Source organism: Paenibacillus nuruki (genome assembly GCF_963311185.1).
GTDB lineage: Bacteria > Bacillota > Bacilli > Paenibacillales > Paenibacillaceae > Saccharibacillus > Saccharibacillus nuruki.
Genome location: NZ_OY725677.1, coordinates 3,140,867 through 3,158,228, shown reverse-complemented (window position 1 = coordinate 3,158,228; position 17,362 = coordinate 3,140,867). Strand labels below are relative to the sequence as shown.

The 17,362-nt window shown below is 39.6% G+C and carries 17 protein-coding genes; 15 read left to right on the top strand and 2 right to left on the bottom strand.

All coding sequences use genetic code 11. The annotated features are described in order from the left end of the window. The first annotated feature begins 58 nt into the window (after positions 1-58). From RCP16_RS14115 to mnhG, 6 genes are read left to right on the top strand one after another with little or no spacing between them, the layout of a single operon-like run. The gene (locus RCP16_RS14115) at positions 59-2,989 is read left to right on the top strand and encodes a Na+/H+ antiporter subunit A (RefSeq protein ID WP_308640589.1); all 2,931 of its coding nucleotides are present in this window, start codon (positions 59-61) and stop codon (positions 2,987-2,989) included. 1 nt (position 2,990) lies between these two features. Next, the gene (locus RCP16_RS14110; protein ID WP_069326639.1) at positions 2,991-3,329 is read left to right on the top strand and encodes a Na(+)/H(+) antiporter subunit C; all 339 of its coding nucleotides are present in this window, start codon (positions 2,991-2,993) and stop codon (positions 3,327-3,329) included. A 10-nt stretch (positions 3,330-3,339) separates the two neighbouring features. Beyond that, positions 3,340-4,854, top strand: coding sequence for a Na+/H+ antiporter subunit D (locus RCP16_RS14105; RefSeq protein WP_308642488.1), 1,515 nt, complete (start codon positions 3,340-3,342; stop codon positions 4,852-4,854). Between the two features lie 8 nt (positions 4,855-4,862). Continuing rightward, a complete protein-coding gene (locus tag RCP16_RS14100; RefSeq protein ID WP_069326638.1) occupies positions 4,863-5,339 on the top strand; it encodes a Na+/H+ antiporter subunit E in 477 nt (158 codons plus the stop codon). Continuing rightward, entirely contained in the window at positions 5,339-5,653 is a 315-nt protein-coding gene (locus RCP16_RS14095; protein WP_069326637.1) for a Na(+)/H(+) antiporter subunit F1, read from the top strand. Before RCP16_RS14100 ends, RCP16_RS14095 begins: the two co-directional genes overlap by 1 nt. Next, positions 5,607-6,020: a monovalent cation/H(+) antiporter subunit G gene (mnhG, locus tag RCP16_RS14090; protein ID WP_371748101.1), complete on the top strand. Its 414-nt coding sequence runs from the start codon at positions 5,607-5,609 to the stop codon at positions 6,018-6,020. Before RCP16_RS14095 ends, mnhG begins: the two co-directional genes overlap by 47 nt. Positions 6,021-6,212: 192 nt before the next feature. Here mnhG and RCP16_RS14085 read toward each other — a convergent pair whose 3' ends face one another. Then, positions 6,213-6,605 carry a carboxymuconolactone decarboxylase family protein gene (locus RCP16_RS14085; protein ID WP_308640588.1) on the bottom strand — a complete coding sequence of 131 codons (393 nt, stop codon included), beginning with the start codon at positions 6,603-6,605 and terminating at the stop codon, positions 6,213-6,215. A 146-nt stretch (positions 6,606-6,751) separates the two neighbouring features. On the opposite strand from RCP16_RS14085, the gene RCP16_RS14080 reads away from it, so the two are divergent. From RCP16_RS14080 to RCP16_RS14060, 5 genes are all read left to right on the top strand, one after another. Beyond that, positions 6,752-7,132, top strand: coding sequence for a MerR family transcriptional regulator (locus RCP16_RS14080; protein ID WP_308640587.1), 381 nt, complete (start codon positions 6,752-6,754; stop codon positions 7,130-7,132). Between the two features lie 35 nt (positions 7,133-7,167). Beyond that, entirely contained in the window at positions 7,168-8,088 is a 921-nt protein-coding gene (gene cysK, locus RCP16_RS14075) for a cysteine synthase A (protein ID WP_308640586.1), read from the top strand. Positions 8,089-8,248: 160 nt separating this feature from the next. Beyond that, positions 8,249-9,337, top strand: coding sequence for a helix-turn-helix domain-containing protein (locus RCP16_RS14070; protein WP_308640585.1), 1,089 nt, complete (start codon positions 8,249-8,251; stop codon positions 9,335-9,337). Positions 9,338-9,640: 303 nt separating this feature from the next. Then, positions 9,641-10,399, top strand: a complete 759-nt coding sequence (locus tag RCP16_RS14065; protein WP_308640584.1) for a helix-turn-helix domain-containing protein — start codon at positions 9,641-9,643, stop codon at positions 10,397-10,399. Further along, positions 10,396-10,896, top strand: a complete 501-nt coding sequence (locus RCP16_RS14060; protein WP_308640583.1) for a toxin-antitoxin system TumE family protein — start codon at positions 10,396-10,398, stop codon at positions 10,894-10,896. The genes RCP16_RS14065 and RCP16_RS14060 overlap by 4 nt, the downstream gene beginning before the upstream one ends. A 209-nt stretch (positions 10,897-11,105) precedes the next feature. Here the strand turns inward: RCP16_RS14060 and RCP16_RS14055 are convergent, their stop codons facing one another. Beyond that, complete coding sequence (locus RCP16_RS14055; RefSeq protein WP_308640582.1) at positions 11,106-11,378, bottom strand: hypothetical protein; 273 nt, start codon at positions 11,376-11,378, stop codon at positions 11,106-11,108. 461 nt (positions 11,379-11,839) lie between these two features. On the opposite strand from RCP16_RS14055, the gene chvE reads away from it, so the two are divergent. The 4 genes from chvE to RCP16_RS14035 all read left to right on the top strand — a co-directional run bounded on the left by chvE (position 11,840) and on the right by RCP16_RS14035 (position 17,317). Further along, a complete protein-coding gene (gene chvE, locus RCP16_RS14050; protein ID WP_069326628.1) occupies positions 11,840-12,928 on the top strand; it encodes a multiple monosaccharide ABC transporter substrate-binding protein in 1,089 nt (362 codons plus the stop codon). Between the two features lie 295 nt (positions 12,929-13,223). Then, a complete protein-coding gene (mmsA, locus tag RCP16_RS14045; protein ID WP_308640581.1) occupies positions 13,224-14,756 on the top strand; it encodes a multiple monosaccharide ABC transporter ATP-binding protein in 1,533 nt (510 codons plus the stop codon). A gap of 117 nt (positions 14,757-14,873) precedes the next feature. After that, positions 14,874-16,025: a multiple monosaccharide ABC transporter permease gene (gene mmsB, locus RCP16_RS14040; RefSeq protein ID WP_308640580.1), complete on the top strand. Its 1,152-nt coding sequence runs from the start codon at positions 14,874-14,876 to the stop codon at positions 16,023-16,025. A 314-nt stretch (positions 16,026-16,339) separates the two neighbouring features. Continuing rightward, positions 16,340-17,317, top strand: coding sequence for an ABC transporter permease (locus tag RCP16_RS14035; RefSeq protein WP_069326624.1), 978 nt, complete (start codon positions 16,340-16,342; stop codon positions 17,315-17,317). Positions 17,318-17,362: the final 45 nt, after the last annotated feature.

Genomic DNA, 17,362 nt, shown 5'->3' with positions numbered 1-17,362 from the left:
GTATTGTTTTTGGGTAATATAAAAGAAATAGATAAAGAAATTGGGGGTGTCAACAAGAGTGTATGTATTGCATGCTGCTATTATCATTCCGTTTTTATTTGCAATCTTCGTGCCTCTGATCCGTAAAGGATTGCCACGTGTACATACAGGTTGGATCGTTTTAGCCATCCCAACCTTACTCTTTGCAAATTTTTTGCGTTATTTACCATTGATTCAGTCAGATACCAGTCAATCAGTCAGCCTACCTTGGGTTCCTTCATTAGGAATTAATTTTACGGTGTATTTGGATGGATTAAGTCTATTATTTGCACTGTTGATTACAGGGATTGGAGCTTTAGTTGTTCTGTATTCTATCTTCTATCTCGATCCTGCCAAAGAAGCGATTCATCGATTTTATTTATATCTGATGATCTTTATGGGCGCAATGCTCGGGATCGTTCTTTCAGACAATATGATCGTATTGTATACCTTCTGGGAATTGACCAGTATCTCTTCATTCTTACTGATTGCTTTCTGGTATGAACGAGATCGTTCGCGTTATGGAGCACTCAAGTCGATGCTCATCACGGTACTTGGTGGATTTGCGATGTTAGCTGGTTTCATTTTGCTACATTCTATGACAGGTACATTTAGTATTCGTGAGACGATTGCTGTATTAGGCGATATTCAAGGACAATCTTTATTTTTGCCAGCGATGTTGTTGATTCTGCTTGGGGCATTTACCAAGTCAGCCCAATTTCCGTTCCATATCTGGTTACCGGATGCCATGGAAGCACCAACTCCAGTAAGTGCTTATCTACATTCCGCTACGATGGTAAAAGCAGGAATTTATCTAGTGGCACGCTTTAGTCCTATTTTTGCAGGACAAGCCGAATGGTTCTGGATTGTATCGACGGTAGGTATAGTCACGATGTGTTACGGATCGATACTGGCTGTCAAGCAGACTGATCTCAAAGCATTGCTTGCGTATTCTACAATTTCGCAATTGGGACTTATTATGTCCCTTTTCGGAGCAGGTTCAGCGGCTGTTTATTATGGATACGGCAATGAGTCTTTGTTATATACGACTGCCACAATGGCGGCTATTTTCCATCTGATTAATCATGCCACCTTCAAAGGTGCTCTATTTATGGTAGCCGGTATTGTCGATCATGAAACAGGTACACGCGATCTGCGTCGTCTGGGTGGATTGATGAATGTGATGCCGATTACCTTTACTGTAGCAGGAGTGAGTGCTTTTGCTATGGCTGGTATACCACCGTTCAATGGATTTCTGAGTAAAGAATTATTTCTAGAAGCGATGGTAGAACTAAGCCATATGGAAATGTTCCGCTTAGAAACATGGGGCATTTTGTTCCCTATTCTGGCTTTTGTCGGTAGTGTATTTACATTTGTATACAGTATGATTCTGGTGTTCAAGACATTCAGAGGACCGCTTCAACCGGATAAATTAGGTGGTACACCTCATGAAGCACCGATCGGTATGTTGATTTCACCGATTGTCTTGGGATTATGTGTTGTAGGGTTAGGATTTTTTCCGAATGTGTTGTCGTATAGCATTATCGAACCAACGATGCGTGCAGTATTACCAAGTCTGGTCGCATCAGGAGAACATTTTGAAGTACATATCTCCTTCTGGCATGGCATTACACCTGCCTTTTTAATGACGATTGGTATTATTGCACTGGGAACGATTATGTATCTATTGTTAAAACGCTGGAAAGGGATATATAGCAAATATCCTCAAGCTTTAACATGGAATAATCTGTATGACGGTACTTTAAAATGGGGCGAAAAAGGTTCCAATGCGCTCACTGAAAAATATATGAATGGTTCCGTTCATAGTTATCTCGTCTACATTTTTGTTTTTATGATTGTATTGATAGGAACTGTATTTATTCGAGCAGATGGATTGTCTCTACTGACCCAAGGAGCTGCACCGATCAGTATTTATGAAATTATACTGTTGATCGGCTTGGTAGCGACTGCTGTGGCTGTTCCATTTGCAGGTAAACGACTGACCGCTATTATTATGACCGGTGCTGTTGGATATCTGGTGACCTTGTTTTTTGTTCTTTTCCGCGCACCGGATCTAGCGTTGACCCAAATGATTGTCGAAACGGTCTCCGTCTCTTTATTTTTACTGTGCTTTTATCATATGCCTGAATTACGGCGTGAAATTGTATCGAATCGTTATCGGATCGTAAATATTATTGTAGCTGTAGGCGTAGGTGTTGTGATGACCTTTGTTGCTTTAGCGGCAAGTGGTAGTAGTACTTTTGATTCGATTGCTACATTCTTTGTGGAAGGTAGTCATGATCTAGGCGGTGGCGATAATATCGTTAACGTTATTCTGGTCGACTTCCGTGGATTCGATACGATGTTAGAAATTACCGTATTGGCGATTGCTTCACTCGGAATTTACTCTTTGATTCAACTGCAAGTCAAAGGAAATGATGCAGGCGCACGTATTCATTATCTACGTAATAAAGATGTACAGACGCATCGTGTCGATGTAGGTCGTACTCGCCGTGAGACATCAACCGTTCAACGAAATATGACGCAATTCAAAAGTAACGATGTCATTTTGGAAACAAGCACTAAAGTAATCGTGTTTATTATTTTGACGTTTGCACTGTATCTATTCTTTGCAGGTCATAACAATCCAGGTGGCGGATTTGTCGGTGGATTGATGACCGCTTCAGCATTGATTTTACTTGCTTTGGCTTTTAATGCAGAGACGGTTAGACGGATATTACCTGTCGATTATCGGACAGTGACAGCTGTAGGCTTAAGTATTGCGTATGCCACTGGAATAGGCTCATTTTTCTTTGATGCTCCTTTTCTCAGTCAGACGTTTGGTTATTTCGAATTACCTTTCTTGGGAAAAACCGAATTAGCGACAGCAACACTATTTGATCTAGGTGTGTTCTTAACGGTGCTTGGTGTGACGATGACAATTATTTTACAGATTGGGGAGGATCGCTGATATGGAAGTATGGATGTCCATTGCTGTTGGGATATTATTCGCAGTCGCGGTATACCTGATCTTGTCGAGAAGTCTACTACGCATTATTTTGGGAACTTCCATTTTGACACATGGTGTGCATTTATTGTTGCTAACGATGTCAAGACTCAAGTCAGGTGCGCCACCGTTATTAGGCGAAGAATCAGGTTCTTATGTTGATCCACTGCCACAAGCTTTGATTTTGACATCAATCGTGATTAATTTTGGTGTCACAGCGTTTTTCTTTGTCCTCGCTTATCGTTCGTATCTTAAGCTGAAGACCGATGATATGGAGGAGGTGAAGATGGAAAGTGACGAATAATTTATTAATTATGCCACTATTGATTCCTTTGATTGCTGCTGTACTTCAGATATTCGGGATGCGTCATATACCGATCCAACGCTGGCTAGGTGGAATTGCTGTAATTGTCAATGTAGGTGTGGCAGTATGGATTGTGATTACCGTGCGGATGGAAGGGATTCAGACTCTAGCAATGGGTGGTTGGGCTGCACCTTATGGCATTGTATTTGTAGCTGATATGTTCGCTGCTTTGCTGGTGCTAACCACTTCGATATTAGGAGCAGTATGTTTATTTTACGCCTTTGCCAGTATCGGAGAAGAACGTGAAAAGCATCACTTTTATCCGTTTTTCCAATTTTTATTAGTAGGCGTCTACGGTTCATTTTTAACAGGCGATTTGTTTAACTTATTTGTTTGTTTTGAAGTGATGTTGGTATCTTCTTATGCTCTGATTGTATTGGGTGGAACGAAGCGTCAACTACAAGTGACGTTAAAATATATTTTGATCAATATTGTATCGTCTTCCTTATTTGTCGCTTCGATGGCTTATCTGTATGCCGCTGTCGGTACACTGAATATGGCTCATTTATCCCAGCGTGTAGCTGAAGCAGGACAAGATGGGATTATAGGTGTGATTGCGTTTCTATTTCTAATTGTGTTCGGGCTCAAAGCAGGATTATTCTTATTCTTCTGGTTACCGGGTTCGTATGCTGCTCCACCTTCAGTCATTACAGCGATTTTTGCAGGCTTATTAACTAAGGTTGGATTATATGCGATTATTCGTACATTTACATTGATCTTTTACCATGATACCGGGTTTTTATATACATTGATTGGTTGGATGGGGATCGCCTCGATGGTACTGGGTGTGATTGGTGCTGTAGCTTATCGGGATGTGAATAAGATTCTTGTCTATAATGTTGTCGCAGGTGTAGGCTTGATCGCTTTTGGATTAGCGACTGCGAATGTAGCTGGGATCGAAGGCGCTGTCTTTTATATGCTACATGATATGATCGTCAAAGCTTTATTGTTCTTATTAGCAGGGATTATGATTGGAGCATTAGGGACAACGAATTTGAAAGACATGAGCGGCTTAATTAAGCGATATCCATTTACAGGTTGGATGTTCTTTATCACCGGTCTAGCGTTAGCAGGTGTCCCTCCACTGAGCGGATTTATCGGAAAATTATTGATCGTGCAAGGCGGTATGGAGCGCGGTTGGTATACGATGACGATTATCAGTCTTATCGCAAGTTTGTTAATGCTTTATTCAGTGATGCGAATCTTTATGCTAGCCTTCTGGGGCAAAGATCGTCCATTAATTGATGATCGTGCTGTATTTCAAGATAGCCCTGAGGTGAAGCGAGAAGTGTACCATGAATGGTCGCCTTTCCGTCCTCGTCGCTTGATGGCTGCATCTTCTGTATTGTTTGCGTTTGTTATTCTGATAGGACTTGGAGCAGGGTGGATTCAGACGTTTGTTGCACAAGCAGCCGATGTATTGGTTCATCCAACACTGTATATCCAAGCCGTATTGAAGGAGTAGGTGAAGCTATGGCTTTTCAAATTATACTTAATCTGTTGATAGCTTTGATCTGGATGTCCTTGCATACGACTTGGGATACTTTAAACTTCGTGATTGGCTATCTGATCGGGTTATTGTTAATCTACGTGATGCGCCGCTTTTTTCCCAGAGAATTTTATGGGCAGAAAATATGGGCGGTTATCAAATTGTTAGTCCTTTTTATCAAAGAATTGATCGTATCGAGTGTAGTCGTACTCAAGCATATTATCAGTCCACGTCTCAAATTCAAACCAGGTATTCTGACATATCAGACTGAACTGACTTCGGATTGGGAACTGACTTTATTGTCGACACTGGTGACGTTAACGCCGGGAACGATTTTGATTGAAATTTCACGTGATCAGCATCTGGTCTATATTCATGCGATGGATATTCAAGATGCCGATGAGTTATCTGCTCATATTCGTGGAACATTTGAAAAAGCGATCAAGGAGGTGACTCGGTAATGTTACAAGTCTCATTATTGATCGCACTGATTCTGTTATCTATTGCTATTGCGGGTTGTATGTATCGAGTCCTCAAAGGGCCTTCGATGGCTGACCGAATTACAGCACTGGATACCATCGGAGTGAACTTGATCGCCATTATTGCAGTATTGTCGATGATGATGGATACACAAGCCTATCTTGAAGTGATGCTGTTAGTCGGAATTTTAGCGTTTTTGGGAACTGTTGCATTTGCCAAGTATATTGAAAGGGGAGTGGTTATCGAACATGAAGACGAAGACAGAGATGATCGAGATGATTCAGTGGATCGGTGAGCCTGTAGTATCGGTTCTTGTTCTGATCGGTGCTATATTGAGTGTACTGAGTGCATTTGGTATTATTCGCTTCCCTGATGTGTACTTGCGCTCTCATGCGGCTACCAAAAGTGCAACGTTAGGCGTACTATGTGTACTTTCGAGTGCGTTTCTATTTTTCTGGATATACGATCATTATATAAGTGCTCGTGTGTTGTTAGGGATTGTGTTCGTATTTATCACTGCTCCTGTGGCAGGTCATTTGAATGCTAGAGCGGCTTATCGGACAGGTGTCCCTTTATGGAAGCTAGAAAAAGATGAATTAAAACCAGCCTTGAAAGAAAAAGGAATTGATCGCGAAAAAGCGAAAAAAGAACCTTTGAATTAAGTATTCAAAATAACTTCGTATGAATACGATATGAAATACAGTTATAAAATATATTTCTACAGCCTAAAAATCCCCCACCTGATCAATGATCTCAAGGTGAGGGGTTTTTAGTTTATTCTAAAGCGGTTATACGAAAAGATCATCTAAGTATAGTGAAGAGACAATGGAAGATAGACCGAATATCGTAGCTACTTAAGCTTGAGCCATCTCTATTCCTCGTTGTGCGAATACATCTTTAGCTACAGCAATCGCATTTAATACTCGTGGAAAACCGATATAAGGCGAGCAATGAATCATCGTTTCTATAATTTCAACAGGTGTAATCCCTACATTAAGACTGCCATGCAGGTGAACATTTAATTGGGATTCACAATTTCCTTGAGTGATCAGTGAAGAGATTGTAATCAGTTCGCGTTGTTGCAATGTAAGGGTAGGACGGGAATAAATATCACCAAAAGCAAACTCTATAATATAGTTGCCAAGATCAGGTGCAATAGAAGCCAAAGAATCGATCACTCGTTGCCCTGCTTCACCATCCACTTCCAACAATTTGTTCCACCCTTGAGTATAGCGTTCATTAGACATATAGATTGCTCCTTTATGATTCGATATGAAGTACAAGTGCAACATTACACGTTAGAGCGCGCTCTAAGGCAAATCTTTTTTTATTCGGCGTATCAATTAGCTATAAAAGTACAAGAAAAGGTGCCAATCATAGTATAATTAGAGGTATGGACACCTTATATTCGATTCAGCAGATCACTGAGATTACAGGATTATCTGCACATACGCTACGTTATTATGAAAAAATCGGCTTAGTACAAGATATTTATAGAGATGCTAAAGGGTATCGTCAATATACAGAAACAGATATATTATGGTTGGATTTCTTGATAAGACTTAAGGAAACTGGTATGCCTATACGAGAAATGAAAAAATTTGCAGATTTACGCAGTGAAGGAGAGACTACGGTATCCTTAAGGAAGGAACTGTTGGAACATCATTATCAATATGTACAATCTCAGATTAGACAACAGCAACACCATCTAGCTAAGATTGTGGACAAAGTACAGTATTATGCAACATTAGAAGAGCAAGCGAAACAAAGTTAGCTTTTTCAATAGATTGCTAAAGGAGATTATTCCTCATGAGTATAAAAGTCGTTCAAAATATATCTGAATTAGTCGGCGATACGCCAGTGGTACGTTTGCATCAGCTGATAGATGATGATCATGCGGCAGTGTATGTAAAGTTAGAATATTTTAATCCGAGTGGCAGTGTAAAAGATCGTGCGGCACTTAATCTGATTGTACGTGCTGAACAAGAGGGGCTTCTTCATCCGGGTAGTACGATTATTGAACCGACTAGCGGGAATACAGGGATTGGACTAGCGATGAATGCGGCGGCAAAAGGGTATAAAGCGATAATGATTATGCCTGATAATATGTCACGTGAGCGCATTCAGACTTTGCAAGCTTATGGAGCAGAAGTGATTCTGACACCGGCTGTTGAAAAAATGCCGGGTGCGATTCGTAAAGCTGAACAATTGCTGACTGAAATTCCCAACAGTTATATGCCCAGACAATTCGATAATCCAGCCAATGCAGATGCCCATCGGCAGACAACCGCTATCGAAATCTTAGAGCAAATGGAATATACACTGGATACCTTTGTTGCTTCCGCAGGTACAGGTGGAACGATTACAGGCACAGGTGAGACCTTAAGAGAGCATTTACCAGATGTGCGTATTCTGGTCGTCGAACCTCAAGGATCGCCTGTATTGTCTGGTGGACAGCCAGGACCGCATAAGCTAGTTGGCACCAGCCCGGGATTTGTGCCAGCGATTTTGAATACCTCTATTTACAATGAGATTGTACAGGTATCTGATGAGAATGCGATTCAGACGATGCGTGATCTTGCGAGATATGAAGGGATTCTAGTGGGGCCTTCATCTGCGGCAACCGTATGGACTGCATTGCAGGAAGCTAAGCGTCTCGGTGCAGGCAAAAAAGTATTATGTATCGCACCGGATAATGGAGAGCGGTATTTGAGTATGGATTTGTTTTAGCGTTATATAGTTCACTTCGATATAGCCTACAGTATCATCATGCTGTAGGCTTTTTTATTTGTATAACGAAGGATCATTAGCTAGTAGATTGAAAACACAACCAGCATCAAAAAGCGATGCAAGTTTTCTTACATAATAAGATCAGAAAGGAGAAGTGATCATGACCGATTGGATTCAAGAGATGATCGATTGGATTGAAGTCCATCTTTTTGAAGATTTTTCATTGCTTCGATTAAGCGAAAAGATGGGCTATTCTCCATACTATTGTTCGTTTAAATTTCGGCATCATACCGGAGTAAGTATCAAAAGCTATCGTACCCTTCGCCGATTATTTTTGGCATCCATCTCGCTTGCTGAGACGCGTGAACGAATACTCGATATTGCAATCGAGCATGGTTATTCTTCTCAAGAAGCATTTGCTAGAGCATTCAAAGAGGTATTTGGTGTAACACCTATGGTTTTTCGCAAGCACCCGAAGCCGTGGCAATCGTATTTCAAACTCAATATTGAACAAGGAGAGGATATTAAGATGTTAGACATTTCCCAAAAATTAGTCATTACCGAATTACAAAATCAATTAACTGCTTTTGCCGATCAAGACATTCTAAATGTATTAAATGGACAGGTAATGTATGAGCAATTCCGTACACAGGAATTAATGGGGCAAAGCGATTATGTTCCTTTTAATGAAGCGATGTGTGTACACGCGGCAACAGGAGATATTTTCAGCCCATCGTTCAATCAAGTACGTGCCGAGGGACATCATAGTTCAGTAACAGGTTATGAGAAAGTCGTTATTGAACCTTTGGAGCCTCTATTTACTCATTCATATCGTTGTATCGTCCTCTGGTTTGGTGAAGACATGTTCTGCCAGATCAACCTACTCACCATACTGTCTTATCTGGAGCAATCCGGGTACGATGGCATCGTCTATTTCAATGCTGTACAAGAGCAGACTTATGATGTACAACAAACTGAAATTACATTAGGCGGATATACGTCATTTTATCGTGAAGTCGTATTAGAGAAAAAGATGCCAGACAGTCCATTAATGCCTGTGATGTACCAAGGAGTTTCTTTGTATCTGGACTTGCACCAAGCTGATAATGAGCTCACCCGCTACATTGCAAGCCATCCCAAAGAAAGCAAAGAAGAAGTGATGCAAACCATGCTGAAGTTGTTCCAACGCTACGGACTTGGTGATCGCCAGTATTTGGAGTTGATCGAGAAGGTAAGAGGAGAGGTGTAAATAAAGAAGTAAGGTAGGCTGACGCTGATATTATCAGGTCAGTCTTTTTTTGCTTTTAAATAGTGGCATTTTAACGTGTATATTTTATACTTATTTACGATACTATTTATTTAAAAATGATAAAGGGAATGATTATTGAATGGAATGAAAATACTCATTTAAAGAGTGTTGAATCAAATAAATCTACGTAAACTATAGATTTATTAAAAATTTTTATTACAATAATTAAATATAGCATGTTTTCGATATATGATTTTCGTTAACTACAGAATATAATAAAGAAAAGAAAGGAGAAGAACTATTATGCAAAAAAATGTATTAGATCAATTTTCTTCGAGTATTCAATCAGGTTATGCCCAAAAAAGTGATGTCATTTTAGAAAAAGAGACGGATACCATTTTTAAAAATTTGTTTTTTTGTATTCTAACTTTGTTTTCAGATAAAGTTTCTAGTATCAAGGTTGACCCTAAGCCATTTAATTTACCCAAAGAATATTTATTTTCAGATAAACACAAGAAGAATTTAAATAAATGGCTTCAACGTTTAGAAGATATAGATGATCTTCATTCAGAACTAGAATTTGGCAAACTGAAAATAGATTTTGAATACTGGTATTATGAATTGGGTGGAGAAAGTATGCAATTTGTCTATCAAGAAGATTATTTGTTAACACCACAAGCTGCGGCTGATGCACTGGGTATATCCAAAGTCACATTGAATAAGTATGTGAAACAGGGCTTGGAATATATAGATAATCAGACTCATAAACGCATTCCAAAATACGTAATTGAAATTATGAAAGATCCTATTTATAGCATTCGAATGCAACAGATTGCTCAATCCAAAAAGCTTCTTCAACAAACACCTGAAGATCGTTACCATGAAGTAATTCAAGAATTGGCTGATCTTCAATTAAAATATGGAACTCAAACAGTACAAGAAACGTTTGGTGAATACAACGGAGATAGTATGGATGATCCTACTGATTACTATCGTTGGAAAGACTTACAAGAAGAAATGACAGAAATTCTAGGTTGGCGTGGAGGGAAAAAGGATCAGTGACTCTATTGCTACCAACAGATATTGATCAAATTTTAGAAGATTATGGTCATTTGCTAAAAGTGTATCCTGCTTTGCGCGAGCGTCATTCTATTTTTACTGATTATAAAAGAACTCATAAACGTCTTGAAGTATTATTCCCTCTTAAAGAACATCCTGTGCACGGGATTACAGGTCTACATGTGTACGAGAAATATAACGATGCAGGAACTGTAGAATTATATTCGTACTCTTGGAAACGAATTATTCCTACTCAAGGTATTCAATTTAGTCATATTTCTTCTTGGGGAAATGATCCTCACCCTCCAGAAACGACACCTCAGCATTTACAGGTGACTACAGAACCGCATCATCATCATTACGATCCTGATCAACGAAGTAAGCGAAAGAGCAGTTATATTCGCTCATTGGATCAGGTTTTCATGTATGTTGCTTATTATATTGAAACAGGTGAAATGTACTACAAAGATGTATCTAGCGCAGTTGATCTTAAAAGATAAATACTAAAGAGCCTTGTATTGAGACTACAAGGTTTTTTAGTATTGTAAATCAATTATTAATAGTCCAAATAATTAGCAAAAGTACTTTATGGTTTAATAAAAAGTAAAAATGAATTTGTTATCACAATAGAGGTAACAAATAACGGTAAAAATTTTTATAAGAAGAGAAGTTACATAAAGTGTTAAGAACTATAACATACATCTTGAAATCACTTGCTTAAAATCCTCGATAACTCCACACCATCTTTGATCCCTTGCTCATACATCGTGGATTCAGCCAACCCCTGAATTAATATCACCTTATCTTCATACTCTAACCATAACCGGTTCATTTCTTCCGACATCTCAGCATTCAGCATAGCGAACAACCCACTGCATTCATCATTCGATCTCTGAAAATCCTCCATTTCAGATAAAATATGTTCTCCTATGTAATCCATACGATTTGCTAATAATTGATTAAAAGCTTCTTGTATATTCATCAAAATACATCATTTCTAAGATCCTCCTTTCATTAATACTATTTGAAATAAAAACTGCTGAATACAACGTAAACTTTTGATACGCTTTTGAATATAAACTGTCCATTAAGATGAACTATAAGTACTATGTTATAAACTTCTAAAATTAATTAGGATTTCAATCCCATAAATCTTTTCCCTGCTCACTCCACCCAATGAAATGCAGGTGCATCAAGCGGAGGGAAGAGAATCATTCTGAAAGTCGCCTTGTAAGGATTTATCCTTATCGCGACTGCAAGAAGATTCTCTCCCCGTAGCGAATCCCCTCATTTCACCCCAATCTATAATTATGTCCGATTTTTATAAAAAAGGTCGGTTTATCAAAAAGACTCCCAATCTTTACCATGCTATTATACATAAAAGAAAGCGTTACCAAAAATAAAAGACGTTCATTGAACACCTACTCGAAAGGAGAATAACTGATGAAAAGAGGATCGTTATTAACCTTGATCATCCTCATGATGTTTACCTTATCTGCCTGTAATCTTGCGGAGAGCAGTGCAGGAAGTAAAGAAAAAGGATATATCGGCATCTCCATGCCTACCAAATCGTCTGCACGTTGGGTAGCAGATGGTAGCAATATGGTGAAGCTGTTCCAATCCAAAGGATACAAAACCGATCTGCAATATGCAGAAGACGTGGTCGAAAACCAAATTTCCCAGATTGAAAATATGATCACCAAACAAGTTGATGTGATTGTTATCGCTTCGGTAGATGGCAATACACTGACCGATGTAATCAGCAAAGCGCATGCACAAGGCATTCAAGTCATCGCTTATGATCGACTGATTATGAACACAGGATACTTAAGTTACTACGCGACTTTCGATAATTTCAAAGTCGGGGTGCTACAAGCATCGTACATTGAAGACAAATTGGGACTGAAAAAAGGCAAAGGTCCTTTCAATATCGAGCTATTCGGTGGTTCACCGGATGATAACAATGCCTACTTCTTCTTTAACGGAGCGATGTCTGTTTTGCAACCGTATATCGATTCAGGCAAATTAGTCGTTCGAAGCAATCAGAAAACGATGGCACAGATTTCCACACTACGCTGGGATGGCGCTTTAGCCCAATCTCGTATGGATAACTTGGTCAGTGCTTATTACGCTGATGCCAATCTAGATGCTGTTCTTTCTCCGTACGATGGTATCAGTATCGGAATCATTTCATCATTAAAAGGTGTAGGTTACGGATCAGCAGAGAAACCGTTACCTGTTATCACCGGACAAGATGGCGAATTAGCATCGATCAAATCAATCGTAGCCGGCGAACAAACACAAACCATTTTCAAAGACACACGCCAACTTGCTGAAAAAACAGCCGACATGGTAGACAGCATCTTGCAAGGTAAAAAAGCCGAAGTCAACGACACCAAATCATATAACAATAACATCATGGTCGTTCCAGCTTACCTACTAGATCCAGTCTCCGTCGACAAATCTAACGTCCAAAAAATCATCATCGACAGCGGATACTATACAGAAGCAGAAGTGAAAGGCAATTCATAACAATCTCTAAAACAAACCAATGATTGTCCTTAAAAAACTGCCAACCCCACCTCAAAAGTGGATAAAACATGCCCTTAATCTCTAAATCTCTAAATCTTTCCCATCTTTAAAAGGAAAGCGTACGTGCCAACGGAGCGAAGGGAGAGGAATCATTCTGAAAGTCGCCTTGTAAGGATTTATCCTGACCGCGACTACAAGAAGATTCCCCTCCCATAGCGTCTCCCAGCACACGCAAACCATCACCAACTCAAGAGTGTATTTTCCACTCCCACCATCTAATGAAAGGAGCACCACCATGTCCAACAACATCATTTTAGAAATGAAAAATATCACCAAAACATTCCCCGGTGTAAAAGCATTGGAAAATGTAAATCTACAAGTCAAGCAAGGTGAAATCCATGCCCTGTGCGGTGAAAATGGCGCTGGTAAATCAACGCTAATGAAAGTACTCAGTGGCGTGTACGGATATGGAACCTACGAAGGCGATATTATTTTTCAAGGCAAAACCTGTGAATTTCGCGATATCAAGCAAAGTGAAGAACTAGGGATCGTTATTATTCATCAAGAACTCGCCTTAATTCCTTATCTGTCGATTGCTGAAAATATCTTTCTCGGTAATGAACGTAAAAAAGGCGGCATTATCGACTGGAATGAGACACTTCAACGCACCCAAGAATTGCTGACCAAATTAGGCTTAAACGAATCACCGAATACATTAATCACTAATATTGGAGTCGGTAAACAGCAATTGGTTGAGATCGCCAAAGCCTTATCCAAAGAAGTGAAATTGCTAATTTTGGACGAACCGACAGCAGCTCTCAACGAGAATGATAGTGAAAATTTGCTGCAATTAATGCTTGAATTTAAACGTCAAGGTATCTCCTGTATTCTGATCTCTCATAAGCTCAACGAAATCTCTAAAGTGGCTGACTCCGTAACTATTTTGCGAGATGGACAGACGATTGAGACACTCGATATGCACAAAGACGAGATTACCGAAGATCGGATCATTAGTGGAATGGTAGGACGTGATCTGACCAATCGTTATCCACACCATGAATCGAAGATCGGTGAAGTCGTGCTTGAAGTGAAAGATTGGAACGTATTCCATGAGCAACATGCCGATCGTCAGATGATTCATAACGCTAACTTTAATCTACGCCGTGGTGAGATAGTAGGGATTGCTGGATTGATGGGTTCAGGTCGTACAGAGCTTGTGATGAGTATTTTCGGCAAATCGTATGGCAAAAAAATCACTGGTACATTGATTAAAAATGGTAAACCTATTACCAACAATACCGTGACACAAGCAATCGATAATGGATTTGCTTATGTAACCGAAGATCGCAAAAACTACGGTCTAATCCTAATGGACGATATCAAGCGCAATATTTCATTAACAGGGCTTGGTAAAATCACCAAAAATACAGTGGTCAATGAGCAAGAAGAAGTCATGGTTGCTGAAGATATGCGTGGACAAATGAAAATTAAAACACCAAATATTTTGCAGAAAACAGGCAATCTTAGCGGTGGGAATCAGCAGAAAGTGGTACTGGGGAAATGGATTTTTTCTGGTCCAGATATCTTGATTCTGGATGAACCGACACGCGGTATTGATGTAGGTGCTAAATACGAAATCTATACGATCATTAATCGCCTTGCAGATGAAGGCAAAACAGTATTGGTGATTTCATCCGAATTGCCAGAGATTTTAGGAATCTGTGATCGCATTTATGTGATGAATGCAGGACGGATTACTGGTGAAGTGAGCCGTGAAGAAGCCACTCAGGAAAAGCTAATGACGTATATGACACGCAGTTCTTCTTAATCGTACGGCTCTGCACTAAAACGTTACATTCAATCTATTTAACAAACGAAAGGGGTTAGCATAACGTATGTCTACATTAACCAAGCCAGAGGAAAAAAAGAATCGACACTTGGCAAAATGTTTAAAGGAAATATTCGTCAGTACGGCATGATTATCGCATTACTATTTATCATGCTGTTGTTTGAAGTTTTAACAGGAGGTTTGCTACTCAAGCCGATTAATATTACTAACCTGATTTTGCAAAATAGTTACATACTGGTACTCGCGATCGGGATGGTACTTGTTATTATTACAGGTCATATTGACTTGTCTGTTGGATCGATCGCAGCATTTGTGGGTGCTGTATCTGCAATCTTTATGGTGCAATGGCAGATGAATCCAATCGTAGCTGTTATTCTATCTATCGTAATCGGTGGATTGATTGGAGCATGGCAAGGATTCTGGGTGGCTTATGTCCGAATACCCGCCTTTATTGTGACCCTCGCAGGGATGTTATTATTCCGTGGATTGACGATGATCGTATTGGAAGGTCAATCGATCTCGCCATTCCCGAATGGTTTCCAGAAGATCAGTTCAGGCTTTATCCCTGACTTTTCTAATATGGCAACTAATATTGTAGCTGTTCTTGCCGGGATTGCATTATCTATTCTGTATATTATTACAGAACTACGTAACCGTGCAGCACAGCGTCGATATAACTTTGATACAGGATCACAAGCCCTCTTTTTCACCAAAATGGTTCTAGTGGTCGCTGTAATTAACGCATTTACCATTGTACTTGCAAGCTATGCAGGGATTCCAACGATTCTTGTATTGTTATTCTTGCTTATTATTATCTACTCCTTCGTGATGAACAAAACGGTTATGGGTCGTCATGTATATGCAATCGGTGGTAATGAAAAAGCAGCTGGATTATCCGGTGTGAAAACGAAAAAAGTAACCTTCTGGGTATTTGTGAATATGGGTGTATTGGCTGCTGTATCTGGCTTGATCTTCGCAGCTCGTCTAAATGCAGCAACACCAAGAGCAGGAACAAACTTTGAGCTAGATGCTATTGCAGCTTGTTTTATCGGTGGTGCTTCCGCTTCAGGTGGTATCGGAACAGTATTCGGAGCAATTATCGGTGGTCTAGTTATGGGAGTACTGAATAACGGTATGTCTCTTGTAGGACTGGGTATCGACTGGCAACAAGGCATCAAAGGTCTAGTATTACTACTTGCAGTTGCTTTCGATATTTACAACAAAAACAAAGGTACATCATCTGTATAAGAAAATGTTTTCGATAAAATAAGATCTGAATACGATGATTACTTTAGAAAAAATGAATTTTTCATACTATAATAATGCTAAAAACCGTCAGAACAATACGTTCTGGCGGTTTTTATTGGTGTTCACCCGAAAAATGAGACACCTAATACGAAATATGAAGCATTACCGATCTGACATCAGCAGGATATAATTAATTTAATAAATGTAATCGCTTACATAAAAGCAAAAAGAATGATACAGGCTGTTCACCAAATGGAGGATAAGACGCAACAGCAATACAGACATCGACAGAGAACGCAAAGGAGGATTTATGTATGGACACAGATCTCAAAAGAGAATCCAAAGCCACTCGAAAAACTAAAGATAAAATTACCACTTCACCGACCAAACGCTGGTTTCGTCGATTGTATACACAGCGACACTTGCAGGTGATGGCATTACTTGGTGTGGTATGGATGTTGATTTTTAACTATATCCCTATGTACGGCATCATTATTGCATTCAAAGAATTTAATATTGTTGAAAGTATTGCTGATGCACCGTGGGTCGGATGGGAACATTTCAAAGCATTTATGGATGATGAAAATCTACCCGATGTGATTCGAAATACACTCGGAATCAGCTTAATTAAGCTATTTATCGGTTTCCCACTACCTATTATATTTGCTCTTTTTCTCAATGAATTACGTTCAGTACGTTTCAAAAAAGCAGTTCAAACCATTTCGTATCTACCGCATTTTCTATCATGGGTTATTCTTGGCGGTATTTTGACTACATGGTTAGCGGATGTCGGTATTATCAATAATGTACTAATGGCACTTCATCTGATCAAAGAACCGATCTCTTACTTAGCCGAACCGCAATACTTCTGGACAATCGTGATCACTTCAGATATTTGGAAAGAACTGGGCTGGTCAGCGATTATCTACTTAGCAGCCATGGCAGGTGTATCTCCAGAAATGTATGAAGCCGCCACAATTGATGGCGCAGGACGCTTCCAGAAAATGTGGTACATCACTTTGCCAGGTATCCAAGCGACGATTGCTATTCTATTCATACTAGCCGTCAGTGGTGTACTGAACTCTAACTTTGACCAAATTCTCGTCTTACGTAACTCGCTCAACGAAAGCGCTAGTAACGTTATCGATATCTATGTCTATCAAACTGGTCTATTATCTGGCCGCTTCTCCTACTCAACAGCGATCGGTCTTATCAAATCCATTATCGCCTTGATTCTGCTCGTAATTGCCAATCAGGTGACCAAGAAACTAAACAACACTTCACTCTTTTAAAAGGGTGAGCGTTAGGCGCTTTGAGAATAGGGTATTCTTGTCGTC